Origin of the sequence: Nonomuraea turcica (assembly GCF_030718205.1) — a bacterium.
Taxonomy (GTDB): domain Bacteria; phylum Actinomycetota; class Actinomycetes; order Streptosporangiales; family Streptosporangiaceae; genus Nonomuraea.
In genome coordinates, this window is the sequence record NZ_JAUZQF010000017.1 from 111,752 (window position 1) to 137,120 (window position 25,369).

Sequence of the window (25,369 nt, forward strand, 5' to 3'; positions counted from 1 at the left end):
GCGCTCATGTCTGTGAACCAATACCGCTCTGTGGGCAGCCGCGTCTTCGACGCGATCAACATCGCCGTCCTCGTCGGGCTGGGGATGATCACCCTCCTGCCGCTGCTGTACGTCCTGGCCGGATCGTTCGCCTCCGAGTCGGAGATCTCCTCGCGGACGTTCTTCCTGTGGCCGGAGAAGTTCGTCACCAGCACCTACGAGTACATCTTCGCCACCGACGTGTTCATCAGGGCGCTGCTCACGACCATCGGGGTGACGATCGTCGGCACGGTCATCCAGGTCGCGCTCACGCTCACCATGGCCTATCCGCTGGCCAAGCGGTACCTGCCGGGCCGTACCCTGGTGCTCAATCTGGTGATCTTCACGGTGGTGTTCAGCGGCGGCATCATCCCCACCTACCTCGTCGTCCGCGACCTGGGGATGCTCAACAGCTACTGGGCGCTGATCCTGCCGCTCGCGATCAACCCCTTCTACCTGATCATCGTCAAGAGCTTCTTCCAGGAGCTGCCCGAGGCGCTGGAGGAGGCGGCACGCATCGACGGCGCCACGGAAATGGGCGTCTTCTTCAAGATCGTGCTGCCGCTGTCCAAGCCGATCATCGCGACGTTCTCGCTGTTCTACGCCGTGGGCATCTGGAACGACTACATGTCGCCGCTGCTCTACATCGACGACTCCAGTAGATGGACGCTGCAGGTGCTGGTCCGCCAGCTCACCGGCGCGGACGCGCAGAACGCGCTGTCGGCCATGGAGACCGTGTTCTTCCCCACCCAGGGGCTGAAGTTCGCCGTCGTGGTCATCGCCACGCTGCCGATCCTCTGCTTCTACCCGTTCCTGCAGAAGCACTTCGTCAAGGGTGTGCTGATCGGGTCGGTCAAGGAATGACGCACACGGTCCTGCTGGCCGGGGACTCGACGGTGGCCTCGTGCCCGGCCTTCGAGGCGCCCATGTCGGGGTGGGGCGCGCAGCTCGGCGCCTACGTAGGCCGCCCGGTGCGCAACTTCGCCAAGGGCGGCGCCACCACGGCCAGTCACCGCGCCGAAGGGCTGTGGGCGGCGCTGCTGCGCGAGGTTGTGCCCGGTGACGTCGTGGTGATCCAGTTCGGGCACAACGACCAGAAGGATCCCGGCCTGCCGTACCAGGACAACCTGCGCGCCTTCGTGAAGGAGGCGCGCAGGGCCGGGGCGCGGCCCGTCCTGTGCACCCCGGTGCAGCGGCGCCGATGGGAGGGCGAACGGCTGATTCCCACGCACGGTGACTACCCCGAGCGGGTCCGTGCGCTGGCCGCCGCTGAGGACGTGCCGCTGATCGACCTGACCGCCGCCACCACCGAGCTGTACGAGCGGCTCAGCCCGGAGGGGTCCAAGGCCTTGTTCACGCACTTCCCGCCCGGCGTGCACCCGCTCTACCCGGACGGGATCGCCGACGACACGCACTTCTGCTTCCGTGGCGCCGACGAGGTGGCCGCGATCGTCGCCGCGCGACTGAAGGAGATCGCATGACAGAGTTGCGCTGGCTGGACCGACCGGGTGAGCAGGGGGTGACCTGGGGGGTTCCGTGGCCGCGTGGCGCGGTCGAGCGTGGTGACCCCTTCGCGGTGGCCGACGCCGACGGCCGCGAGGTGCCGGTGCAGAGCTGGGTCACCGCCACCTGGCCGGACGGTTCGGTCAAGTGGTCGGCCCACGCCATCGGCGCCCAGCCGGGCGCCGGCACGGGCTCCGGGACCGCGGCCGCGTACCGGCTGGAGCCCGGCCGTGAACCCGCCGCGCCCGCGACCCCGGTCACCGTCGCCCAGGAGGGCGGCCTGCTGACCGTCGGCACCGGCGTGGTCACCTGGACGATCGAGGAGGCGGGCAGCACGCTGGCCCGCTCGATTTCCCGCGGCGGCCGCGAGATCGCCAGGGACGTCCGCCTGGTCAGCCTCCGTCAGCACGAGCCCACGCCCGACGAAGGCGGCCCGGTGGCCCGTGAGCAGGCCACGGGCGTGGTCGAGCGGGTCACGGTGGAGCAGGACGGTCCCGTGCGGGCCGTGGTGCGCTTGGAGGGCCGGCACGGCGACTGGCTGCCGTTCACCGTGCGCCTGTACTTCTACGCCGGCGCCGAGGACGTGCGGATCATGCACACGTTCGTCTGGGACGGCGACCCCGAGCGGGACTTCCTGGCGGGGCTCGGCCTGCGCGCCGACGTCGTCATGCGCGACGAGCTCCATGACCGGCACGTCCGGCTCGCCGGGGCCGGGGGTTTCCTCACCGAGGCCGTGCGTGGCCTGACCGGGCTGCGCCGCGACCCCGGCGAATCTGTACGCCAGGCGCAGGTCGCCGGCCGGCCGTGCGGCGAGATCGACCCGGAGGTCGGCAACCGCTTGCACCTCATCCCCGCCTGGAACGACTACACGCTCGACCAGGGCTCCGCCGACGGCTTCACGCTGCGCAAGCGCACCGCCGACGGCCACGCGTGGGTGACGATCCCGTCGGGCACCCGCTCGGCCGGCTACGGCTACGTGGGCGGCGTCAGCGGCGGGCTCGGCTTCGGGCTGCGCGACTTCTGGCGCCTGCACCCCACCCGCCTCGACATCAGGAGTGCGGCCACCGAGGTCGCCACCGCGACCGTCTGGTTGTGGTCGCCGTCGGCGCCCGCGATGGACCTGCGCTTCTACCACGACGGCATGGGCCAGGACACCTTCGCCGAGCAGCTTGAGGGCCTGGAGATCACGTACGAGGACTACGAGCCGGGCTTCGGCGACGCCCATGGCGTGGCGCGTACCCATGAGCTGACCCTGCGCGCCCTCGACGCCACGCCCTCCTCGGCCGACCTCGCCGCCTACGCGGCCGCCATGAACGAGCCGGGGCTGCTCGCCGCGAGCCCCGAGCGGGTGCGGGAGGTCGGCGTGTTCGGCGTCTGGGAGCTGCCCGGCCGCTCCACGCCCGCGCACGCACGCATCGAGGACCGCCTGGACTTCCTGTTCGACCTGTATGTCCGGGAGCGCGAGCAGCGCCGCTGGTACGGGTTCTGGGACTACGGCGACGTCATGCACACCTACGACGAGGACCGCCACACCTGGCGCTACGACGTGGGCGGCTACGCCTGGGACAACTCCGAGCTCTCACCCGACCTGTGGTTGTGGCTGCAGTACCTGCGCACCGGCCGGGCCGACGTCTTCCGCTTCGCCGAGTCCATGACCCGGCACACCGGCGAGGTCGATGTCTACCACCTGGGCCGCTGGAAGGGCCTGGGCAGCCGGCACAACGTGCAGCACTGGGGCTGCAGCTGCAAGCAGCTGCGCATCTCCAACGCCGCCTACCGGCGCTTCTACTACTACCTGACCGCCGACGAGCGCACCGGCGACCTGATGGACGAGCTGAGCAGGCCGGAGGAGACGTTCGTGGTGATCGATCCCACGCGCAAGGTGCGTGAGGACGTCTACACCCCGGACCCGTCGGCGCTGTCGGTCGGGCTCGGCACCGACTGGGGCTCACTGGCCGTGGCCTGGCTCACCCGCTGGGAACGGCACGGCGACGAGCGGGCCAGAGACCGGTTGCTGGGCACCATGGCCGACATCGGCGCGCTGCCGCAGGGCTTCCTCACCGGCGAGGCCCGGCTGAGCCTGGAGACCGGGCGCTTCGACACCTCGACCGACAAGATCTCCGTCTCGCACCTGTCGTCGTTGTTCGGGCTGCCGGAGATCTGCGCCGAGCTCATCGCGCTCGACCTGGGCATCCCCGGGTTCGAGCGGGCCTGGCTGGACTACTGCCGCCTCTACCTCGCCCCGCCCGAGCAGCAGGAGGCCGAGGTGGGGCGGCGGCTGCGCGGCATCTCGCTGATCCAGGCGCACAGCAGGCTCACCGCGTACGCGGCCGCCCGCACCGGCGACGCCGGCCTGGCCGCGTGGGCGTGGCGGAAGTTCACCTTCGACGAGGGCGACCAGCTCAACAAGAACCCGTTGCAGCGGCAGGAGAACTGGGAGCTGACGCTGGTGGACGGCCCCGAGGTGCTGTCCCCGTTGCAGGAGGCGCCGTTCGTCAGCACCAACGGGGCCGCGCAGTACGGCCTGGCCGCGATTTACAACCTCGCCCTGATCGGCAAGCACCTGGCGGAACATTAATCGGAGGTATGGCTCCGCGCGGGGCCATACACTGATCCCTATGCACACTCCCGATTGATCGGCGTCGCACGCCCAAACCCTCGTTTCCTAGCCGGGAGTGTTCCGCCACCATGATCATCGCCAATGATATCGAGCTGCGCGCGGGCGCGCGCCTGCTCATTGAGAAAGCCACCTTCCGCGTCAACGCCGGTGACAAGATCGGGCTCGTCGGCCGCAACGGCGCGGGCAAGACGACGCTGACCAAGGTCCTGGCCGGCGAGGCGCTGCCCGCCGCGGGCGCCGTCACCACCAGCGGCAGCGTGGGCTACCTGCCGCAGGACCCGCGCACCGGCGACCTGCAGGTCCTGGCGCGCGACCGCATCCTGTCCGCGCGCGGGCTCGACGAGGTGCTGCGCCAGCTGCGCCAGGCGGAGCTCGGCATGTCCTCGGCCGATGATCGTACGCGCGAGAAGGCGGTCAGGCGGTACGGCCGGCTCGAGGACCAGATGCACGTCCTGGGCGGCTACGCGGCCGAGGCCGAGGCGGCCTCCATCGCCTCCAGTCTCGGGTTGCCGGACAGGGTGCTGACGCAGCCGTTGCAAACGCTTTCCGGCGGTCAGCGCAGACGTGTGGAATTGGCGCGCATTCTTTTCAGCGGGGCGGAAACTCTCCTTCTTGACGAGCCGACAAACCACCTAGATGCGGACTCAATCGGGTGGCTTCGTGATTTTTTGCGATCCCATCAAGGTGGGTTGGTGATCATCAGCCACGACGTCGGCCTTCTTGAAGCAACGGTCAACAAGGTCCTGCACCTGGACGCCAACCGGTCGGCGATCGATCACTACAACGTCGGCTGGACGGCCTATCTGGCCCAGCGCGAGACCGACGAGAAGCGCCGCAAGCGCGAGCGCGCCAATGCCGAGAAACAGGCCGGTGCGCTGCTGGCGCAGGCCGACAAGATGCGCGCCAAGGCCACCAAGGCGAAGGCCGCCCAGGACATGATGCGCCGCGCGCACCGGTTGCTGTCCGGCACCGAGGAGGTGCGCCAGAGCGACAAGGTCGCGCGGCTGCGTTTCCCCGAGCCGCAGCCGTGCGGGCGCACCCCGCTCATGGCCGAGGGCCTGTCCAAGTCCTACGGCTCGCTGGAGGTCTTCACCGACGTCGACGTGGCCATCGACCGCGGCCACAGGGTCGTCATCCTCGGGCTCAACGGCGCGGGCAAGACCACGCTGCTGCGCCTGCTCGGCGGTATCGAGGTGCCCGACACCGGCGAGATCCGGCCCGGGCACGGCCTCAAGATCGGTTATTACGCGCAGGAGCACGAGACCCTCGACTCCGGGCGGACCTTGCTGGAGAACATGCGCTCGGCCGGCGGTGAGTTCACCGACACCGAGTTGCGCAAGGTGCTCGGCTCGTTCCTGTTCACCGGCGACGACGTCGACAAGCCCGCCGGCGTCCTGTCGGGCGGCGAGAAGACCCGGCTGGCGCTGGCCATGCTGGTGCTCTCGAGCGCCAACGTCCTCCTTCTCGACGAGCCCACGAACAACCTCGATCCGGTCAGCCGGGAGCAAGTTCTCACCGCTCTGAGGTCGTATTCAGGAGCAATCGTCCTAGTGACACATGACGAGGGTGCCGTTGACGCCCTGTCACCGGATAGAGTGATCTTGCTGCCTGACGGAACTGAAGACGCGTGGAGCGACGAATTTTCCGATCTTGTGGCACTTGCCTGATCTTAATTTGAGTGGGTACGGATCTTTTCCCGTGGAGTAGGTAGCCGATCCCGCTGAAATGACTGATCATGGCGGAGTAACGCTGCGGAAGTCCGGCACTACAGGAGGTACTCGTGGCCGAGACACTGAAGAAGGGCACCCGGGTCACCGGGGCCGACCGGGAAAAACTGGCTGGTGATCTCAAGAAGCGCTACGCCGCGGGCGAGAGCATCCGCGCGCTGGCCGCTTCGACCGGTCGGTCCTACGGGTTCATCCACCGCATCCTAAGCGAGTCCGGTGTGACTCTGCGTGGGCGCGGCGGGGCGACTCGAGGCAAGTCCAAGCGCTGAGGCCGCCTCGGAACGTGCGACCGCAGCCGCCCGTCCCTAGTCAGCCGCCGTCGCGCCCGAGCCCAGAATCATATTCTGTAAGCTCGGGCGCGACGGGCAGCACCGTGGCTGGAGGGAGCGGGCGATGACGGAAGCAGAGGCGCAGCAGCGCGGGGGGTACGCGGAGGACGTCTCAGCCGAGCGATTGGCGGAGATCGGCCTTCGATTCGAGGTGGACGGTGAGATAGCGACGATCACGCTGGACCGGCCGGACAGGCGCAACGCGCAGACGTTCGCGACATGGTCGGCACTGGCTCGCATCGGCGAGAGCCTGCCCGAGCAGGTGCGCGTCGTCGTCGTGAAAGGTGAGGGACCGTCCTTCTCGGCAGGGATCGACCTGCGAATGTTCACACCTGAGGGGGTGCCTGGACAGGGCTCGTTCAGCTCGGCGGTCAATGTCGGGGACGCCGAGTTCGAGCAGCGCATCAGACAGGCCCAGGCGGGGTTTCTGTGGCTGCGCCGCCCGGAGATCGTCTCCGTCGCCGCAGTGCACGGGCATGCGATCGGGGCGGGGTTTCAACTCGCGCTCGCCTGCGACCTGCGGATTGTGGCCGATGATGTCGCGTTCTGTATGAAGGAGCCCGCACTGGGTCTGGTGCCCGATCTGACGGGGACCAAGCCCCTGGTGGAGCTGGTGGGCCTGGCCAAGGCGATCGACATCTGCCTGACGGCCAGGACCGTGCACGCGGACGAGGCCATGCGGATCGGCCTCGCGGAGAAAGTGGTCGCCGGGGGCGACCTGGCGCAAGCCGTACGAGACAAGGTCGCGGAGCTGCTGTCGACCAACCGGGACGCGGCCGCCGCGACCAAGCGACTCCTCCAGGGGGCGCGATCACGCACCCTGGAGGAGCAGAGTGTGGCCGAGGGCCTGGAGCAGGCGGCCCGCCTCAAGGCCCTCTTCCCCTGACCGGCGCGCCGGCCACCGCCCACTCTGGACGTGCTTGCCGGCCGGCTCGCCGCCACCCACGGCGGGCAGGGTGCCGGGCGCGGCGAAGGCCGGGAGCCGCGGGTAGGGTGCCGGGCTGGGGCGTTTTCGCGGTGAGCTTAGGCGGGAATCGGCGCGTCGCGCGGAGCGCTCTTTGAGGGGGAGGAGGTGGGATCCCCCGGATGGCGATGATGGGTGGAGGCTTCGGGCCTCATGTGATGGCGTCGCTGCGCCGCGACGACTCGGTGACCAAGCAGCGGCTGCGCCCCGGCACGGTCCGGCGCATCGCGCGCTACGCCCGGCCGTACACGAAGCAGATCGCCGCGTTCCTGGTGCTCGTCGTGGCCGGCGCGGTCATCGTGGTCGCCAACCCGCTGCTGATGAAGGCGATCATCGACGACGGCATTCTGCCCAGGCAGCCGGGCGTCGTGGTCGCGCTGGCGGTGGCGATCGCCGGGCTGGCGCTCGTGGACGCGGGTCTGACGCTGGTGCAGCGGTGGTTCTCGGCCCGCATCGGCGAAGGCCTGATCTACGACCTGCGTACCGAGGTGTTCGACCACGTGCAGCGCATGCCGGTGGCGTTCTTCATGCGGGCGCAGACCGGCGCGCTGGTGAGCAGGCTCAACACCGACGTGATCGGCGCTCAGCGCGCGCTGACGAGCACGCTGTCGTCGGTCGTCTCCAACGTGGTCAGCCTGGTCCTCGTCCTGGGCGCCATGCTGGTGCTGTCGTGGCAGGTGACGCTGGTCGCGCTGGTGCTGCTGCCGATCTTCATCGTGCCCGCCAAGTTCGTCGGCCGCCGCATGTCGGCGCTGACCCGCGAGCAGATGCAGCTGGACGCCGAGATGAGCTCCGTCACGACCGAGCGGTTCAACGTGGCCGGCGCCATGGTCGCCAAGCTGTACGGCCGCCCCGAGGACGACGCCCAGATCTTCGGCAGCCGGGCGGCCAGGGTGCGCGACGTCGGCGTGACGGTCGGCATGTACGGCACCGTCTTCAGGGTCGCGCTCGGCCTGGTCGCGGCGCTGGCCACGGCCCTGGTGTACGGCATCGGCGGCGTCCTGTCCGTTTCCGGCGTGTTCGAGCTGGGCACGCTGGTGGCCCTGGCCGCGCTCTTGATGCGCCTGTACGGCCCCCTCACGTCGCTGTCCAATGTGCACGTCGACGTGATGACCGCGCTCGTCAGCTTCGACCGCGTCTTCGAGATCCTCGACCTGCGGCCCATGGTGGCGGAGAAGCCGGATGCCGCCCCGGTGCCGGACGGCCCCGTGACGATCGAGTTCGACGACGTCCGGTTCCGCTACCCGGCCGCCGAGGAGGTCTCGCTGGCCTCGCTGGAGTCGGTGGCCAGGCAGGACACGGGCCGGTCGCATCCGGTGCTGAAGGGCGTGTCGTTCACCGCCCGCCCCGGTCAGCTGATCGCCCTGGTCGGCCACTCCGGCGCGGGCAAGACCACGATCACCTCGCTGGTCTCCCGCCTGTACGACGTCAACGAGGGCGCCGTCCGGATCAACGGCCTCGACGTGCGCGACGCCACGCTCGCCTCGCTCCGCGACACCGTGGGAGTGGTCATGCAGGACGCCCACCTCTACCACGACACGATCGCGGCCAACCTCCGCTATGCCAGGCCTGAGGCGAGTGATGAGGAGATCTGGGAGGCTCTCAGGGCCGCGCAGATCGGCGACCTCATCGAGAGCCTGCCCGACGGGCTGGAGACGGTGGTGGGCGACCGCGGCTACCGCCTGTCGGGCGGCGAGAAGCAGCGGCTCGCGCTGGCCAGGCTGCTGCTCAAGGCGCCGCGCGTGGTCGTGCTCGACGAGGCCACCGCGCACCTGGACTCGGAGTCGGAGGCGGCGGTGCAGAAGGCGCTGAAGGCCGCGCTGGAGGGCCGCACGTCACTCGTCATCGCGCACCGGCTGTCGACGATCAGGGAGGCCGACGAGATCCTCGTCGTGCACGCGGGCCGCATCGCCGAGCGCGGCGGCCATGAGGAGCTGCTGGCGCGCGGCGGGCTGTACGCCGAGCTCTACCGCACCCAGTTCAGTGCTACTGATAGCCCAGCCGCTTGAGCTCCTCGCGCGCCACCTTCTCCACCAGCGCCAGGTCGTCCGGCCGCAGGCGGGTGCGCCAGGAGCCGGCCTTGGCCGCGTGCCCGTACAGCGGGACCTTGGACACCCGCGTCTCCAGGAAGTCCGTCAGCGTGGCCACCGCCTGCGCCGGCTTGAGCACCAGGTCCTCGTAACGCAGCGTGAGCAGCTGCTCGGCGGGCAGTGTCCTGCGCAGCTCGGCGCTCAGGCGCACGGCGCCGCGCCAGCGCAGGGCGCACTTGCCCGCCGCCGGCATGGCCTTCCACCGGTCGAGGTGCTCGTCCTTGTTGACGCCCAGGAACGCGTTGGGGAACTCGGTCTGCTCCGTCAGCATCGCCGGCCGGAACCAGGCCAGGCACGCCGGATCGGCCAGCATGTCGGCCGCGACGTCCCGGCCGTCCCGGATGAGCTGCACGAACCGGGCGTCGGGAAACGCTTGCAGCAGCACGGGGGCGCTGTAGATCAGGTCGGGGCTGCCGTCGCCGAAGCGGGTGATGTCGCCGGTGTCCACGCACGGGCCGGCGCCGGTGACGCCGCCCGCCTGCCTGCACGGCTCGGCGCACTGCCCGCACGAGCCGGGCAGCACCTGCCACGACTCGGCGAGCGCGTCGCGCAGGACGCGTACGGCGCCGGACGTGCGGCCGATGGACGGCCTGCGGGCGAAGGCGTAGACCACGTGCGCCACGCTCGCGCGGCCCATCGTCACGTGGCAGCCGGGTGAGCGTTTCAGGGCGCGGGCGAGCAGGTCCGTGCCGGAATGCGGGGCTCCGAGCAGGAAGACGGGCCGGCGGACCTTGATGCCGTTGACCACGAGGATGTGGGGCGGAAGTCGCATACGGAGGTCAAGTGTGACACCGTTTACTTGGTGTATGAGCCATGCTCGTACACCAGGCTGCACGGGTGCCCGAGCCGTCAACGCCCAGCCCACGCCCAGCCCACGCCCAGCCCACGCCCAGCCCACGCCCAGCCCACGCCCAGCCCACGCCCAGCCCACGCCCTACGACCCATCGGCCGGGCACTGCCCGTACTCGTCCAGGAGTTGATCGATGCAGCAAGGTGACACCGTCGCGATCGTCTCGCCGTCGGGCCCGCCCGACGCCGTCCTGCTCGGACGCGGCATCGAGCGGCTGGAGGGCCTGGGGCTGAAGGTGGTGGCCGGCGCGCACGTCCTCGACCGGCAGGAGCTCGACTATCTGGCGGGCGACGACGCCGCCCGGGCCGCCGACCTGCAGGCCGCCTGGTGCGACCCGGCCGTCTCCGCGGTGTTCTGCTCCCGCGGCGGCTACGGCGCCGGCAGGCTGCTCGACCTGCTCGACTGGGACGCCATGCGGGCCGCGGGGCGCAAGATCCTCCTCGGGTCGAGCGACATCACGGCCCTGCACAACGCCTTCGCCATCGAGCTGGGCGTGCCCACGCTGCACGGCCCGATGGCGGCCTGCGACCTTCTCGCGGGCGAGCGGGGTCCTGAGCCGCGCACGTTGACGAGCCTGCGAGCGGCCCTCTTCGGCGCCCCCGAGCCCGTGCGGGGCGACCGGGTGCTGGCGCCGGGCCGGGCCGAGGGTGTGCTGTCCGGTGGCAACCTGTCGTTGCTGGCGTCCATGTGCGGCACGCGGTGGCAGCCGTCGTTCGCCGGCAGGATCGCGTTCCTGGAGGACGTGGGGGAGGAGCCCTACCGGATCGACCGCATGCTCACCCAGCTGCTGCAGGCCGGGGTGTTCGACGGGGTGCGGGGGATCGCGCTCGGGTCGTGGGTGGACTGCGCCGACCCGTATCCGGTCCTCCGGGATCGCCTCGGACGGCTCGGAGTGCCTGTCCTGGCGGGGCTTGCGGTGGGACACGGGTCACCTCAGATGAGTGTGTGGCTGGGGAGACTTGGGGTTATCGATACCGAATCGTGCTCGCTAGCTGGCACCCTCGGGGATGGGGAGCAGGCAAGGTAGGAGGGACGAATCCGACAGAAAGGGACACGGTGCGTGAGTTTGTTCAAGCGTGACGGAGCCCGCCGGAGATCGCCGGAGTTCGGTGAGTCCCGAGCTCCGAAGCGCAGGCCCGTCGAGCATGTCGACCTCGACTCCCTGCTCGCGCTCGTCGCCGAATCCCGTGGATTCGCCTGCGAGTTCGCCCGAGACGGCGCCGCTGTGACGCTCCGAGGCCCGTTGGACGGCGACACCCCCCTGGTCGTCCGGCTCACCGGGCTGCGCCGCGAGGCCGGGCGCCGGGCCAGGGAGGACTGGCCCGTGCTGGTTTCCGAGCACCTCGCGCACGCCGTGGCCACCGCCGGCGAGCAGGTCGACGTGTGCGATCTGGAGCAGGCCGGGCCGCTGCTGCGCGTCCGCGTGGAGTCCGTGGACGAGGTGGGCGATCTGACCAAGGTGGTGGGCCGCCACCTCAACGCCGACCTGGTCGAGCTGCTCATCGTGGGGTCGCGCCCGGTGCGTCCCGAGGAGGCCGGGTGCTGGCCCGTGCCGACGGCGCACGCGCTCGACCTGGCCGTCAGGAACGTCCGCGAGGACGAGCGGCTGCTTGCGGAGAGCATCGAGCTGTCGGGCACGCCGGTGACGCGGCTGACCGCCCGCACGCCCTCCGCCGCCACGCATCTGCGCTGGCTGGGCGACTACCTGCAGGTGCCGGGCGACGGCGTGCTGGCCGTCCTCCCCGATCCGTACACGCTGCTCGTGCATCCGGTGGACGGCATCGGGGTGGTGCGGGCCATCGAGCGGCTGCGGGTCCACGCGCTGACCACGGACGGGCTCAGCCCTCAGGTCTACTGGTGGCACGAGGGCCGGTTGACGCTCATCAGGGCCGACATCATCGTGCAGCAGGGGCAGACCAGGCTCGTGGTCGCTCCGCCTCCGGAGTTCGCCCAGGTCCTGGCCCGCCTCGCCGTCTGACCCCGGACGCCTACGCGCGTCCCACGTACTCGCGCAGGTGGATCGCGGTCAGCGTGGTGCCGGTGCCGACCAGCTCGGCCGGCGGGCCGGCGAAGACCACCTGGCCGCCGTCGTGACCGGCTCCCGGACCCAGGTCGATGATCCAGTCGGCGTGGGCCATCACGGCCTGGTGGTGCTCGATCACGATGACCGTGTTGCCGTCCTCCACCAGCCGGTCCAGCAGGGCCAGCAGCTTGTCCACGTCGGCCAGGTGCAGGCCGGTGGTCGGCTCGTCCAGCACGTACGTCGTGCCGTTCCTGGCCATGTTGATCGCCAGCTTGAGCCGCTGCCGCTCGCCACCGGACAACGTGTTCAGCGGCTGCCCGAGCCCCAGGTAGCCGAGGCCGACGGCGGCCAGCCGCTCGAGGATCGTGCTGGACTGCCCGGTGGGGAAGAACTCGCGGGCCTCGGCCACCGACATGCCCAGCACCTCGCTGATGTTCTTGCCGCGCAGCGTGTACGTCAGCACCTTGGGCGTGAACCGCTTGCCCTCGCACTCCTCGCACACCGACGCCACCCCGGCCATCATCGCCAGGTCGGTGTAGATCAGGCCGATGCCCTTGCAGGCCGGGCAGGCGCCCTCGGAGTTGGCGCTGAACAGGCCCGCCTTGACCCCGTTGGCCTTGGCGAACGCCGCCCGGATCGGGTCGAGCAGCCCGGTGTAGGTGGCCGGGTTGCTCCGGCGCGAGCCGCGGATCGGCGACTGGTCGGCCACGACCACGCCCTCCAGTCCCGCGACGTACCCGTGGATCAGCGAGCTCTTGCCCGACCCGGCCACGCCGGTGACCACGGTGAGCACGCCGAGCGGGATATCCACGCTCACGTCACGCAGGTTGTGCAGGCTCGCGCCGCGGACGGGCAGGTGGCCGGTGGGCTTGCGGACGTCCTCGCGCAGGCGTACCCGGTGGTCGAGGTAGCGGCCGGTCAGCGTGCCCGAGGCGCGCAGCCCGTCCAGGTCGCCCGCGTAGCACAGTTGCCCGCCGCCCGTGCCCGCGCCGGGGCCGAGGTCGGCCACGTGGTCGGCGATCGCGATCGTCTCCGGCTTGTGCTCGACCACGAGCACCGTGTTGCCCTTGTCGCGCAGCTGCAGCAGCAGGTTGTTCATCCGCTGGATGTCATGCGGGTGCAGGCCGGCCGTGGGCTCGTCGAAGACGTAGGTGACGTCGGTGAGGCTCGAGTTGAGGTGGCGCACCATCTTCACCCGCTGCGCCTCGCCGCCCGACAAGGTGCCGGACTCCCGGTCCAGGCTCAGGTAGCCGAGACCGATCTCCACCAGCGAGTCCAGGGTCGACAGCAGCCCGTCCAGCACCGGGCCGACCGTCGCGTCTCCGATGTCGCGGACGAAGCCGGCCAGGTCGTTGATCTGCATCGCCGCGCACTCGGCGATGTTCTTGCCGTTGATCTCGGCCGAGCGGGCGGCCTCGTTGAGCCGCGTGCCGGCGCAGGACGGGCAGACGGTGAGCTTGAGCGCCCGGTCGGCGAACGCCCGCGCGGACGGCTGCATGGACTCCCGGTCCTTGCCCAGGTAGGTCCGCTTGACCTTGAGGACGAGCCCCTCGTAGGTGAAGTTGTTCGTGCCGTATTTGAGCTTCGTCGCGGGCTTGTGAAGGAGGTCCTCCCACTGCTCGGGGGTGAAGTCCTTGAGCCTGACGGCGGGGTCGTACAGGCCGGAGCCGGCCATGACCTGCCACTGCCAGCTGTCCACCGGGAACCCGGGGACCTTGATGGCCCCTTCGTTCAGCGACAGCTCCCGGTCGACGAGCGCGTCCACGTCGATCTCCGACGCCTTGCCCAGGCCCTCGCACTGCGGGCACATGCCCTCGGCCTTGTTGAAGCTGAAGTGGTAGGCGGGGCCGACGTACGGCTCGCCGATGCGGCTGAACATGATCCGCAGCATGGTGTGGGCATCGGTGGCGGTGCCCACGGTGGAGCGGGGGTTGGCGCCCATGCGCTCCTGGTCGACGATGATGGCCGCGCTGAGGTTGTGCAGCGCGTCCACGTCGGGGCGCGACAGGCTCGGCATGAACGACTGGACGAACGCGGTGTACGTCTCGTCGATCAGCCGCCGCGACTCGGCGGCGATCGTGTCGAAGACGAGCGAGGACTTGCCGGAGCCGGACACTCCGGTGAAGACGGTGAGGCGCCGCTTGGGGATGTCGAGGGAGACGCCCTTGAGGTTGTTCTCCCTGGCGCCGCGGACCTGGATGAGGTCGTGACTGTCGGCGGCCGTGTGATCGCGGTGCAGGACGCTGCTCGCCCGGGGGTTGGAGGCCACGGAACCCTTCCATCGTCGGCTGACTGTTTATGCCGTAAGGGAATAGCTGGGACAGCCTACCTTGAACCGCGCGGTTCGCACGCACCTTCGATTCGTTCAGCTGATCCGCAGTCCTCGTTCGGCTTCCGTACGCCCCGGCGTCCCCCGCATGCCCCATGTTGTGGCGACATGAACAGATGGCATGCGGTTGCGGCCGCGACGACGGTGGGCGCGGCGATCCTGGCCGCGCCCGGTGTGGCCGCGGCCGACCGGGACAAGCGGTTCGACCTGCAGGCGCACCGGGGCGGGCTCGGGCTCGTGGTGGAGAGCTCGCTGCCGGCCTTCGCCAACGCGCTGGAGCTCGGCGTCGGCACGCTGGAGCTGGACGTGCAGATCACCGAGGACGGCGAGGCGGTCGTCACCCACGACCGGAGGATCAGCAACAGGAAGTGCCGCGACACGGCGCCCGCGGTGCCGGGGGACCCCGAGTTCCCCTACGTCGGCAAGTACATCAACACGCTCACCCTGCAGCAGGTCAGGACCATGGACTGCGGGTCGCTGACGCTGGCGGAGTTCCCCGGGCAGCGGGCCGTGCCCGGAGCGCCCATGGCGACCCTGCGTGAGGTGTTCGACCTGGTCAACCGGTATCGGGCCCGCGGCGTCACGCTGAACGTCGAGACCAAGGTGGAGGCCGGTGCGCCGCACGAGACCGCGCCGCGCGAGCAGTTCGTGCAGGTGACGGCCGGCGAGATCCGGCGCGCCGGGCTGCTGCGGCAGGTCACGATCCAGAGCTTCGACTGGGGCGCGCTCATGCGGATGCGGCAGGTGGAGCCGCGGCTGCCGCTGGTCGCGCTCACCAACCGCGACTTCCTGCAGACCGGGAAGCCGGGCGCCTCGCCGTGGCTGGGCGGCATCGACATCGACGACTTCGGCGGCGATCCGCTCACGGCGGTCAAGTCGTTCGGGGCGGACGCGTTCTCGCCGGTGCACGGGTTCCCGCAGAACGGCAAGGTGACCGACCCGAACTACCTCCCGTACGTCACTAAGGACATGGTCGATCAGGCCCACGCCCTCGGCCTGAAGGTGATCCCGTGGACCATCGACGACGAGCCGACCATGAACAAGCTCATCGACGACGGCGTGGACGGCATCATCACCGACTACCCGGACCGGCTGCGCACGGTCATGGCCGAGCGCGGGTTCAGGCTGCCCCGGCCGTACAAGCTCCACCAGGGCTAGGTTTCCGCGGGCCGAACAGCTCGTGAACGATCGGTGCCCAGCCGCTCGATGATCTCCTGAAAGCGACAATTGAAGCAGTACAGGGGGATCTAAGGAGCGTCGGTGGTGGCCGTGCTGGAGCTGCTGCGGCGGCTGGTGGAGTTCCTCGGTGGCGTGGGCCCGGTCCTGTTCGGCATCGTGCTTCTGCTGGTGGCGCCGTACGTGGACCGGTTGCTGGTGCGCCGCAAGCGCATCGGCTTCCGCGTCCTGTACAACTCCAAGATCGGGCTGGGCCCCGAGCAGCACAACGGCGGGGCCGACCCGGCCGAGCACGGGCCGCCGCAGCTGCGCCAGGTGGCCCGGCTGCTGGACCGGATGAGCATGGTCGTCATCCGCATCCGCAACAGCGGCAGCTACGACATCGACCCGGACGACTTCGAGCGGCCGCTGTCGTTCACGTTCGGCGGGCGGCTGGTGTGGAACGCCAGGGTGTCCGACGCCAGCACGGGCGAGCTGCGCGAGCGGCTGCGCGAGGGCCTGGCCTTCTTTCCGGACGAGGGCACGCCCGCCAAGGACGGCCTGGTCACGGTGCGGCAGCGGCTCTCGGATCGGATGGCCCGCTGGCTCGGCGCCTCGTCCCAGGGACAGCCCCAGGGACAGGACGCCGAGCCGGCGTGGCACGGCGTGCGGCTGGACGGACTGCGGCTCAAGCGCGGCGAGAAGGCCAAGCTCGTCGTCGTCCTGCGGGAGGCGAACTCCGGTGACGGTGACCTCACGAAGGTCGTCGGCCACACCGGCAAGCTCAAGGACGCGGGCCTCATCATGGACGAGCGCGAGAACCGGCGGGTCACGCTGCCGCGTGTGACCGTCGCGCTGGTGATCGCGCTGAGCGCCCTGCTCGTGCTCAGCCAGCTCTCCACCCCGCGCAACCCCACTGTCGCCTGCATGCCCGGCAAGCTGCGCATCGTGGGGTCGACCGTGTTCATACCGGCGATGCAGGCCGTCGCCGACGAGTACGAAAAGGCGTGCGGCGGCGACAGCGACATCGCCACCGAGCCCACCGGCTCCATCGAAGGCGTGCGCAGAGTGATGGAGGCCGGCGCGAACGCCGGCCTCGTCGCGGTGGCGGACGGCAAGAGCAAGGACCACGACCGGCTGTACGCCGAGAAGCTGGCGATCGTGACCTACCACGTCGCCGTCAACAGCGGCGTGGGACTCAACACGCTCAGCGTCGACGACCTCCGCAAGATCAACGATGGCACGTACACGAACTGGAACCAGCTCCGCGACGACAAGACGTCCCTGCCCATCCGCATCATCAGCCGCGACCAGGACTCCGGCACCCGGCAGCTGTACGAGCAGCAGGTGCTGCGCACCGGCGAGAACGTGCTCTCCTCCAACGAGTGCCTGGAAAAGGATCGCAACCCCGCCGCGCCCGTCATCCGGTGCGAGCGTCAGGGGAACCCCGACGTCATCCGCAAGATCAGCACGGTTCCCGGGGCGATCGGGTACGCCGACGAGCCGGCCCTCGAGGCGGCGCGCAAGGCCGGCACGATCACGGCGCTGACCCTCGACGGCAAGGCCTTCGACGCCTCGACCGCCGTGCAGGCCGGCTACCCGTTCTGGACGGTCGAGTACGTCTACACCAAGGAGCGGCCCGCTCCCGGCTCCCTGGCGGCCGCGTTCCTGGAGTTCGCGCGCTCGCACGCACTGGCCCAGGTGCGGCTGTCGTCGGCGGGCTTCGACCCGTGCGTGACGAAGGAGGGCCTGGAAGAGGCCTGCGAGCTGCGCTGAGCGGCCTCACGCGGACAGCGGGTTGGCGTGCCGGTGATGCAGGCCGATCACGGGGATCTCGTGCAGGCTGCCCGAGTACAGGAACTGCGTCATCCCGATCAGCAGCCGCCGCACGTCCTCCTGCGGCCGCACCACCAGCCGCAGGAACTGGCTGGTGGTGCCCAGCTTGTTGCCGCACTCGCGGACGTAGACGCCGTGCTCGGTCAGCAGGTGGTCGCGCAGCGGCACCCCGTCGTGCCCCGGCGGCAGCTTCACCAGCAGGAAATTGCCCTGCGAGGCGAACACCGACAGTCCCGGCATGGTGCTGAGCTGCTGGAACATCGCCCGCCTGTCGCTGGCCAGCCGTTTGAGGCTCTCCTGGTACTCCACGTCGAACTGCTTCATCATGAACACGATGACCTCGGCGAAGGAGTTCAGGTTCCACTTGGGCAGCGCGTCGCGGACCCGGCCGGCCAGCGCCGGGTTGGCGACCATGTAGCCGAAGCGGATGCCGTGCAGGCCGAAGTTCTTGCCCAGGCTGCGCAGCACGATCACGTTCGGCCGCACCGCGGCCTCGGCCGCCACGCCCGGGTACGGCTCGGCGTCCACGAAGTCGCCGAAGGACTCGTCGATGATCACCAGGTCCAGGTCGATGAGCTTGTCCATGAGCCGCACGACCTCGTGTTTCGGCAGGTAGCCCCCGTCCGGGTTGTTGGGGTTGCAGATGACCGCGACGCGGGAGCCGCGCGTGCGGATGAACGAGACGTAGTCGTTCACGTCCAGGGTGAAGTTGCGGCTCTCCAGCAGCGGATACATGTCCACCCGTTTGCCCGTCTCCAGCGGCTGGTCGGTCCAGCGGCCGAAGGTGGGGATCGGCACCGCCAGGCTCTCCCGTACCAGGAGGTGGTCGATCCAGGTGATCAGCTCGGTCGACCCGTTGCCCATGGCGACCGTCTTGGGGTGGAGTCCGAGCGTGGAACAGAGCTCCGCGGTGATCGTGCCCGCATCGCTCGGATAGAACTTCAGTATCGTCTCCAGATTCCTCCCGAGGTGCTCGAAGATCTCGGGCGTCGGGAAGTACGGGTTGCACGGTATGCAGAAGTCCACTGGGGCGCGCTCTCCGGACGAGCTGCGCATCAGTGTGAAGTACGACGGGCTGTGCGCCTGTGTACGCAAGAGGCTGAGCTCCACGACACCTCCATGGAACACGTGTCCGATGTGTGTAGGTACGCGCCGATGGAGCGACCGGTTCACGGCTGTCTGCACGTGTTCGGTGGGACATTCGGCGAAAAGGCGATAGGAAATCGACAATGGCCGGGACGGGAGACAATCGGCCGGATCGCCGTCGCGGGTCCGAGCACGCGCCGGGCCGGCCCCGCCGGTTATTCGCCGGTGAAAATCTTCCGCCATTGTTCGGCGGGGAATTCCCGGCCTCCGCCTGGAGGCGCTCTGCGTCGCCTCTCACGCGTTGTACAGGCAGGACAGGCGAATGACTACGGAAAGTAAACAATCGGTGTCCCGTATGGAGGCATTTGCCGTTGTTGGCGGGCAATCCTCCGCGAGTTGCATTGACGTTAGGTCACCACTCTCCTTTTTTTCTCATGCGAGAATGCATTGACACGGAAAAGTGATCTTGTAAGCATCTGGCTTGGGCGTGCTTTCTGAATTCGCCGCGGGAGAAAGAGGGGCGCGTACATGGCTGCCGAGTGGACCCTGTTGCCTGCCGTGGTCGTCCGCAGCGCCGGGTTCCCCTGGGAGCTCGTCGCCTCGCTGGCCTACCCACGGGCGGCGGAGACGGCGGCGGCGGTCGTACGGCTGGAGCGGCAGGCGCTCGACCTGCTCGCCTGCCCGCAGGCGAGCGGCCGGCTGCCTCGTGGGCTGCGCGGCCGCCTGCGCCGGCTGCGACCCCTGCCACCCGGCACGCCCGGCCCCGCGGACTGGCTGGCGAGCTGGAACCGGGTGACCGGCCTGCTGGAGGACGCGCGTCTCGCGCTGGCCGACATGGTCGCCGCCGACGGCGCGCGGGCCAGGACGGCCACCGCCGCGATCGCCGCCGACGAGCGCTTCCTCGACGCCCTGGTCTGCTCGGCCCCCGCCGCCTACCGCGACCTGCGGCGAGGCCAGGCCGAGACGGCGCGGCAGCTCGCACCGCACCTGCAAAGGCTGGCCACCCGGTGCGCCAGGACCGGCTTCTACGCGCCCATCGACTTCGCCCGCATCGAGCCCGGCCGCGACAGCGGCTACACCTGGGCGGGGCACCGCGAATGCGCCCGGCGGATCGCCTACCCCGCCGGCCGCATCGGAGAGGCGCTCCAGCAACGCATCCTCGCCGACCCCGCGCTCGTCGCCGGGCTCGTGCCACGGCGGCGGACAGCGACGGGCCCGGGGACGGGCCCGGGGACGGGCCCGGGGATGAGCACGGGGCACGACGGCACCGCCCTCGCCGGGCACTGCGACGGCCGCCGCACGCTCGCCGAGATCGCCGCCGACACCGGCACGGGCCTCGAGCGCGCCTCGGCGGCGCTCGCTGTCGCGGTGCGCCGCGGGCTGCTCACCCACGACCTGTGCCCGCCCGCCACCGTCCCCGACCCGCTTGGCTGGCTCCGCGACCGGCTCCCCGGCGAGCAGACCCCCGCCGCGCCGGAGCCGGGGCTCGTCGCCGCACAGGGAGTGCCCGCGCAGCGGCGACGCGCCTTCGCCCGCCCGCGGCCGGCCGCCGGGACCGACCTGCCCGTGAGCCGTCGCGTCAGGGAGATCTCCGACCTGCTCGAGCGTTACCCCAGCGCCTCGCCCGACGTGAAGCTGGCCCTGCAGAGCAGGATCGAGGCCCTCGCCGGCGGCGGCCAGCGGACCGGGCGCGACGAGCACGTCGTCGTGTACGAGGCCGCGGCCGGCACGCTGCACGTCACCATAGGCGACGCCCTCGCCGCCGACCTGCGCGACGGTGTGCCCGCGGCGCTCGGCCCGCTCGCCGAGGAGGCCGAGCAGACCAGGCTCCGCACCAACCGGCTGCTCGCCGGGCGGCTCGGCGCGGGCACGTTCGAGCTGGCCGAGGCGCTGCGGGCCGCGGGAAACCTGGAGATCCAGCGCGGCGACCGGATCGCCGGACTCGTCGGCGACGTGGCCCCGGACGCCGTCGCCCTGGACCTCGCCGGGGTGTTGGCGGAGCCGGTCCCGCCGACTGCGCCGGTGTTGTGCGCGGCCGACGTCATGGTGGCGGCGCCGGCGCTGGAGGCGTACGAGCCGGGCGTGACCCCGCTGGTGCTCGGCGGCTTCCACCACGCGCCGCTGCTCACGCCGTGGGAACAGCGCTTCCACCGGGACGCCGGAGCTCCGGGGAGCTCCGGCGAGCGCCGGAGCTCGGCCGCCATCGCGCGGGCGCTGCGCGGATTCACCGCGCTCAACGTCATCTCGCCCCGCGCCGACGGCCTGCCTTCGCCGGAACTCCCCGGGCCCGTCCTGGAGTCCGGGGGCGCGGCGGCGGACCCGCGGCGGCGCCGCGTCGGCCTCGACGACCTGTACGTGCGCAGCGACGGCCACCACGCCGTCCTGCACGCCAAGGGCACCGACGAGCCGCTGATGATCCACAACGGCGAACCCGGGCACGCCCTGCACACCGCGTTCGGCCTGCCGAGACTCCAGCCGCCCACCCTGCCGGACCTGCCCCGGACACCCCGCCTGACATGGGGGAACGTCGTCATCTCGCGGCAGCGGTGGCGGCTGGGCAGGATCGCGTTCGACGCGCTCGGCCGGGCCGGGGGCGACCGCGACCTGCTGCTGGCCATGGCCCGCCTGCGCGATCTGCACCACCTGCCCCGCACGTTCTTCGCAGCCGCCTTCGCCCCCACCTTCGCCGCCGCCGAGCGAAGGCCCGTCTACGTCGACACCCGCGCGCCCGCCCTCATCGAGCAGCTGGCCCGCCTGGGCGGCACGGCCGAACGGCTCACCTTGACCGAGACACTGCCAGGACCGGAGGAGTGCTGGCTGCGCGACGGCGGACAGCACTTCGCCGCCCGGCTGCGCTGCGTCTACCTGCGGCCGGCGTCGCGTGCGGGGGAGCGCGGCTGATGGACCTGCTCGTCGGCGGGCCGGCACGTGCGTTTCCCGCCGGCGGCGCCCGGCCGGCTCGCCGCCGACCCCCACGCCCTCGACGGTCTCACCTCACTCGCCCGCGAACGCCTCACGGCCCAACTGTCCAGAGCCGACGTCCTGAGGAGTTGCGAATGAACGCCTTTACCCCACACCGCGGGCGCTCCTGGCGCCGACACCGCGGCGCGGCCGAGCGGTAAATCGGTTGCCCCGCCGTCCGACGGGATGCTGTACTCACTCGCAGCGACAGTCCAGCGATCAAGGAGGCCCCGAGATGCGGGAAGCGTTCATGTCCCCCCAGCACCGTGACTCCTTCGACACAAAGGGCATGACGCTTCTTGAGACGACCGTCCGACCAGGGGATTTCCCCGCATAGCACGTCCGTCCTGCGCCTCCTCCGGCCAGGACCCCGCCCCGCCGCCGCGCTGGCCGCGGCCATCGCCGCCGCCACCGCGCTCCCGCTGGCGGCGCCCCAGATCACCCGCCGCTTCGTCGACGACGCGATCGGCGGCGCGAGCATCCGTCACCTGACCCTGATCGCCCTCGGCTACCTCGTCCTGGCCGTCGCCGGGCAGGCCGCCAGGATGGTGACCGCCTGGCTGGCCAGCCGGCTCGCCTGGGACGGCACCAACCGCGTGCGCGAGCGGCTCGCCGGGCACGCGCTCGGCCTGGACATGGCCTTCCACGGCAGGCACACGCCTGGCGAGCTGATCGAGCGCGTGGACGGCGACGTCGTGGCGGTCGCGGACTTCGTCGTCGCGTTCCTGCTGGACGTCGTGGCCAGCGTGCTGCTCCTGGCCGGGGTGGTCGTCGTCGTCTTCGGCGTCGACTGGCGCATCGGGTGCGCACTGCTGGCGTACTGCGTTCTGATCGGCTACGGCATGGCCCGCGCCCAGCGGGCAGCCGTTCCGTCTGCGGCCCGCTCGCGGGCGGCGAGCGCGACCCTGTTCGGCCACCTCGAAGAGCGGCTCGCCGGCGCCGAGGACATCAGGGCCAACGGCGCGGGGGAGCATGCGGTAGGCCGCTTCCACCAGGTCAGCGCCGCTCTGTTCCGTGCCGAGAACAGCGACGCCCGCGTCGGCACCGTCCTGCTGGCCGGCACGTCGGTGGCCTTCGCCGCCGGTACGGCGATCATGCTCGGTCTCGCCGCCTGGGCCATGGCCGCCGGCACGCTCACGGTCGGCACCGCCGTGCTGCTCTTCCAGTACACGCTGATGGTACGGGCGCCGTTCGAGCGGCTGATCGACCAGATCAGGGAGTATCAGGCGGCGCTGGCCGGGCTCGCCCGCATCGGCGGCCTGCTGGCCGAACGCCGCACTCTCCCCGAACCCGGCCGCCCGTGGCCCCTGCCCCCGGCCGGGCCGCTCGCGCTGCGTCTCGACGATGTCAGCTTCGCCTACCCTGGCGACGACGAGCAGGTGCTGTCGGGCATCACCCTCGAGCTCGCCCCCGGCGAGACGCTGGGCCTGGTCGGCCGCACCGGCAGCGGCAAGACCACCCTGGCCCGGCTCATCCTGCGCCTCTACGATCCGGTCGAGGGTGCGGTGCGCGTCGGCGGGCTCGACCTGCGCGAGGCCGCCCCGGCGTCCCTGCGCCACCGGATCGGCGTCGTCACGCAGGACGTGCAGATGTTCGCGGCCAGTGTGCGCGACAACCTGACACTGTTCCGGCCGTCGCCGGACGACGACCGGCTCCGCGAGATCCTCGACGGCGTCGGCTTGGGCGACTGGCTGGCCGCCCTGCCCGACGGGCTCGACACCGAGGTACGCGACGTCTCCGCGGGCGAGGCCCAGCTCATCGCGTTCGCGCGGGCGTTCTTGGCCGATCCGGGCCTCGTCGTGCTGGACGAGGCGTCGAGCCGGCTCGACCCGGGCACCGAACGCCGCATCGAGCAGAGCATCGGCCGCCTGCTCGACGGCAGAACCGGCGTGATCATCGCGCACCGGCTCTCCTCGCTGTCCCGCGTGGACAAGATCGCCGTACTCGACCAAGGCAAGATCATCGAGTACGGCCGCCGCGCCGACCTCGCCGCCGACCCCCGGAGCCGGTTCGGTCGCCTGCTCGACCTGGCGGGGGTGAGCAGGTGATGAAGCCGGTGATGCTGGTGGCCACCAGGCTGGCCACGTTCGACCTGCGCCGCTACCTCGTCGGCGCGCTGCTGTGGATGCCCGTCCACGTCGTCCCGCTCGCCGGCGGGCTGGTGCTGCGGCAGCTGTTCGACCAGCTCAGCGGGCACCGTCCGGCGAGTCTGGAGCTGTCGTTGTGGTGGTGCGCGGCGTTCGTGGGCGTCGAGGTCGTCCGCGGTGTGATGATCGTCATCGCGTGGACGTACGGGGTCTACTGGTGGTGCGCGGCGGCGACCCTGCTGCGATCCAACGTGCTGCGCTCGCTCCTCACCGCCCGGGGCCCCGCCGCCGCCCGCCTGCCGCACTCCTCCGGCGAGTCGGTCGCGCGCCTCCGCGATGACGTGGCCGACGCGGTCGACTTCACCGATGAAAGCGTCAGCCTGGCCGGCACGACCGTCTTCGCCGCGGCCGCTTTGGCGATCATGGCATCCATCGACCCCGTGATCACGCTGGTGCTGGTCGTGCCGATGCTCGCCGTCGGCGTGCTGAGCAGGACGCTGCGGAGGCCGATCGCCCGGCTGCACCGGCGGTCCAGGGTGCTCGGCGCGGCCGTCACCGCGTACATCGGCGAGCTCTTCGGCGGCGTCCTCGCCATCAAGACCGCCGGCGCCGAGGAAGCGGCGCTGGAGCGGCTCAGGGAGCACAATCGGCGCCGCCGCGACGCCGCCGTCAAGGACCGGCTGGCGACCGACCTCCTCGACGCCACCACCGGCACGACCATCGAGCTCAGCATCGGCCTCGTGCTGCTGCTCGCCGCGCCCGCGATGCGCGGCGGCGAGTTCACCGTCGGCGACCTGGCGCTGTTCACCAGCTACATCGGCTGGCTGACGGCCTTGCCACGGTCGATCGGCACAACCCTGTACGGGCTGCCCCAGGCAGCCGTCGCCGTGGACCGGCTCACCCGCCTCATGGCACCGCACGAGAACGCCGACGACCTGTCCAGGGACAACGGCGTGTGGCTTCGTCGCGACCCGCCTCCACCTTCACCGGCGGCGGTCCCACCGGGAGAAGCCGGGGGGCTCTCGCGAGGCGGGGACCGGTTGGCGGTCCTCGAGGCGCGCGGACTGACGGTCCGCCACGACGACCACGGCAGACGCGGCCTCTTCGACGTGGACCTGCGCCTGCAACGCGGCACCTTCACCGTCGTCACCGGCGCCGTCGGCTCCGGCAAGACGACCTTGATCCGCGCCCTGCTGGGCCTGCTACCCCTGCACTCCGGCACGATCTCCTGGAACGGCGTCCCGATCGGCGACCCGGGCACGTTCCTCGTCCCCGGCCGCGCTGCCTACGCGGGCCAGGTCCCGCGCCTGTTCTCCGAGACCCTGCGCGAGAACCTGCTCCTCGGCCGGCCCGCCACCGACGACGAGATCGGCCGCGCGCTGGAGCTGGCGGCGTTCGAGGCGGACCTGGCCGAGATGCCGGACGGCCTGGACACGGTCGTCGGCCCGCGCGGTGTGCGGCTGTCCGGCGGCCAGGTCCAGCGGGCCACCGCCGCCCGGGCGCTGGTGCGTACGCCGGAGCTGCTGGTCGTGGACGATCTGTCGTCCGCCCTGGACGTCGAGACCGAGCGCCTGCTGTGGGACCGGATCGCCGGCCGCGGCCCGGAGACCGTCCTGGTGGTGTCACACCGGCAGGCCGCACTCGAACGCGCCGACCAGATCATCGTCCTCGACCGCGGCCACGTGGCCGGGCGCGGCCCCCTCGGCGAGCTGCTGGAGCATTGTCCGGAGATGCGCCGCCTGTGGAGCGCCGAGCGCATCACGGAAGCCGAGGAAGGAGGGGGCGGCTGAC

The 25,369-nt window shown here is 70.9% G+C and carries 17 protein-coding genes; 14 read left to right on the forward strand and 3 right to left on the reverse strand.

Going from position 1 to position 25,369, the window contains the following annotated elements; translation table 11 throughout:
- Positions 1-6 precede the first annotated feature (6 nt).
- The 7 genes from Q9G87_RS37590 (at position 7) to Q9G87_RS37620 (ending at position 9,170) form a co-directional block, all read left to right on the forward strand.
- Complete coding sequence (locus Q9G87_RS37590; RefSeq protein WP_305921338.1) at positions 7-882, forward strand: carbohydrate ABC transporter permease; 876 nt, start codon at positions 7-9, stop codon at positions 880-882.
- Positions 879-1,499 (forward strand): rhamnogalacturonan acetylesterase, encoded by a 621-nt coding sequence (locus tag Q9G87_RS37595; protein ID WP_305921339.1) that lies wholly within the window; start codon positions 879-881, stop codon positions 1,497-1,499. Before Q9G87_RS37590 ends, Q9G87_RS37595 begins: the two co-directional genes overlap by 4 nt.
- Positions 1,496-4,099: an exo-rhamnogalacturonan lyase family protein gene (locus tag Q9G87_RS37600; RefSeq protein ID WP_305921340.1), complete on the forward strand. Its 2,604-nt coding sequence runs from the start codon at positions 1,496-1,498 to the stop codon at positions 4,097-4,099. Before Q9G87_RS37595 ends, Q9G87_RS37600 begins: the two co-directional genes overlap by 4 nt.
- Before the next feature lie 110 nt (positions 4,100-4,209).
- The gene (locus tag Q9G87_RS37605; RefSeq protein ID WP_305921341.1) at positions 4,210-5,808 is read left to right on the forward strand and encodes an ABC-F family ATP-binding cassette domain-containing protein; all 1,599 of its coding nucleotides are present in this window, start codon (positions 4,210-4,212) and stop codon (positions 5,806-5,808) included.
- 113 nt (positions 5,809-5,921) lie between these two features.
- Positions 5,922-6,137 (forward strand): helix-turn-helix domain-containing protein, encoded by a 216-nt coding sequence (locus Q9G87_RS37610; protein WP_020547488.1) that lies wholly within the window; start codon positions 5,922-5,924, stop codon positions 6,135-6,137.
- Positions 6,138-6,261: 124 nt separating this feature from the next.
- A complete protein-coding gene (locus Q9G87_RS37615) occupies positions 6,262-7,083 on the forward strand; it encodes an enoyl-CoA hydratase/isomerase family protein (protein ID WP_305921342.1) in 822 nt (273 codons plus the stop codon).
- A gap of 200 nt (positions 7,084-7,283) precedes the next feature.
- Positions 7,284-9,170 (forward strand): ABC transporter ATP-binding protein, encoded by a 1,887-nt coding sequence (locus Q9G87_RS37620; protein ID WP_305921343.1) that lies wholly within the window; start codon positions 7,284-7,286, stop codon positions 9,168-9,170.
- On the opposite strand, the gene Q9G87_RS37625 is transcribed toward Q9G87_RS37620, so the two are convergent.
- A complete protein-coding gene (locus Q9G87_RS37625; protein WP_305921344.1) occupies positions 9,148-10,023 on the reverse strand; it encodes a sulfotransferase family protein in 876 nt (291 codons plus the stop codon). The two genes, Q9G87_RS37620 and Q9G87_RS37625, sit on opposite strands and share 23 nt — an antisense overlap.
- A 211-nt stretch (positions 10,024-10,234) precedes the next feature.
- Between Q9G87_RS37625 and Q9G87_RS37630 the strand changes: the two genes are divergently transcribed.
- On the forward strand, positions 10,235-11,128 hold the full coding sequence (locus Q9G87_RS37630; RefSeq protein ID WP_305921345.1) for a S66 peptidase family protein: 894 nt from the start codon (positions 10,235-10,237) through the stop codon (positions 11,126-11,128).
- A 33-nt stretch (positions 11,129-11,161) separates the two neighbouring features.
- Positions 11,162-12,079: a hypothetical protein gene (locus Q9G87_RS37635; protein ID WP_305921346.1), complete on the forward strand. Its 918-nt coding sequence runs from the start codon at positions 11,162-11,164 to the stop codon at positions 12,077-12,079.
- Positions 12,080-12,089: 10 nt separating this feature from the next.
- Here Q9G87_RS37635 and Q9G87_RS37640 read toward each other — a convergent pair whose 3' ends face one another.
- The gene (locus Q9G87_RS37640) at positions 12,090-14,393 is read right to left on the reverse strand and encodes an excinuclease ABC subunit UvrA (RefSeq protein ID WP_305921347.1); all 2,304 of its coding nucleotides are present in this window, start codon (positions 14,391-14,393) and stop codon (positions 12,090-12,092) included.
- A 168-nt stretch (positions 14,394-14,561) separates the two neighbouring features.
- On the opposite strand from Q9G87_RS37640, the gene Q9G87_RS37645 reads away from it, so the two are divergent.
- Positions 14,562-15,611, forward strand: coding sequence for a glycerophosphodiester phosphodiesterase family protein (locus Q9G87_RS37645; protein ID WP_305921348.1), 1,050 nt, complete (start codon positions 14,562-14,564; stop codon positions 15,609-15,611).
- Positions 15,612-15,713: 102 nt separating this feature from the next.
- Entirely contained in the window at positions 15,714-17,384 is a 1,671-nt protein-coding gene (locus Q9G87_RS37650) for a PstS family phosphate ABC transporter substrate-binding protein (RefSeq protein ID WP_305921349.1), read from the forward strand.
- Positions 17,385-17,390: 6 nt separating this feature from the next.
- On the opposite strand, the gene Q9G87_RS37655 is transcribed toward Q9G87_RS37650, so the two are convergent.
- A complete protein-coding gene (locus tag Q9G87_RS37655) occupies positions 17,391-18,554 on the reverse strand; it encodes a pyridoxal phosphate-dependent aminotransferase (RefSeq protein WP_305921350.1) in 1,164 nt (387 codons plus the stop codon).
- A gap of 504 nt (positions 18,555-19,058) precedes the next feature.
- On the opposite strand from Q9G87_RS37655, the gene Q9G87_RS37660 reads away from it, so the two are divergent.
- The 3 genes from Q9G87_RS37660 (at position 19,059) to Q9G87_RS37670 (ending at position 25,368) form a co-directional block, all read left to right on the forward strand.
- The gene (locus tag Q9G87_RS37660) at positions 19,059-21,431 is read left to right on the forward strand and encodes a hypothetical protein (protein WP_305921351.1); all 2,373 of its coding nucleotides are present in this window, start codon (positions 19,059-19,061) and stop codon (positions 21,429-21,431) included.
- A 359-nt stretch (positions 21,432-21,790) separates the two neighbouring features.
- Positions 21,791-23,539, forward strand: coding sequence for an ABC transporter ATP-binding protein (locus Q9G87_RS37665; protein ID WP_305921352.1), 1,749 nt, complete (start codon positions 21,791-21,793; stop codon positions 23,537-23,539).
- The gene (locus Q9G87_RS37670; RefSeq protein WP_305921507.1) at positions 23,539-25,368 is read left to right on the forward strand and encodes an ABC transporter ATP-binding protein; all 1,830 of its coding nucleotides are present in this window, start codon (positions 23,539-23,541) and stop codon (positions 25,366-25,368) included. Before Q9G87_RS37665 ends, Q9G87_RS37670 begins: the two co-directional genes overlap by 1 nt.
- The last annotated feature ends 1 nt before the right edge of the window (position 25,369 follow it).

What these genes read in the sequence shown, in the direction of transcription:
- Q9G87_RS37590 (WP_305921338.1), top strand. Translation starts at nt 7, where the DNA reads ATGTCTGTGAACCAATACCGCTCTGTGGGCAGCCGCGTCTTCGACGCG.
- Q9G87_RS37595 (WP_305921339.1), top strand. Translation starts at nt 879, where the DNA reads ATGACGCACACGGTCCTGCTGGCCGGGGACTCGACGGTGGCCTCGTGC.
- Q9G87_RS37600 (WP_305921340.1), top strand. Translation starts at nt 1,496, where the DNA reads ATGACAGAGTTGCGCTGGCTGGACCGACCGGGTGAGCAGGGGGTGACC.
- Q9G87_RS37605 (WP_305921341.1), top strand. Translation starts at nt 4,210, where the DNA reads ATGATCATCGCCAATGATATCGAGCTGCGCGCGGGCGCGCGCCTGCTC.
- Q9G87_RS37615 (WP_305921342.1), top strand. Translation starts at nt 6,262, where the DNA reads ATGACGGAAGCAGAGGCGCAGCAGCGCGGGGGGTACGCGGAGGACGTC.
- Q9G87_RS37620 (WP_305921343.1), top strand. Translation starts at nt 7,284, where the DNA reads ATGGCGATGATGGGTGGAGGCTTCGGGCCTCATGTGATGGCGTCGCTG.
- Q9G87_RS37625 (WP_305921344.1), bottom strand. Translation starts at nt 10,023, where the DNA reads ATGCGACTTCCGCCCCACATCCTCGTGGTCAACGGCATCAAGGTCCGC.
- Q9G87_RS37630 (WP_305921345.1), top strand. Translation starts at nt 10,235, where the DNA reads ATGCAGCAAGGTGACACCGTCGCGATCGTCTCGCCGTCGGGCCCGCCC.
- Q9G87_RS37645 (WP_305921348.1), top strand. Translation starts at nt 14,562, where the DNA reads ATGAACAGATGGCATGCGGTTGCGGCCGCGACGACGGTGGGCGCGGCG.
- Q9G87_RS37660 (WP_305921351.1), top strand. Translation starts at nt 19,059, where the DNA reads ATGGCTGCCGAGTGGACCCTGTTGCCTGCCGTGGTCGTCCGCAGCGCC.
- Q9G87_RS37670 (WP_305921507.1), top strand. Translation starts at nt 23,539, where the DNA reads ATGAAGCCGGTGATGCTGGTGGCCACCAGGCTGGCCACGTTCGACCTG.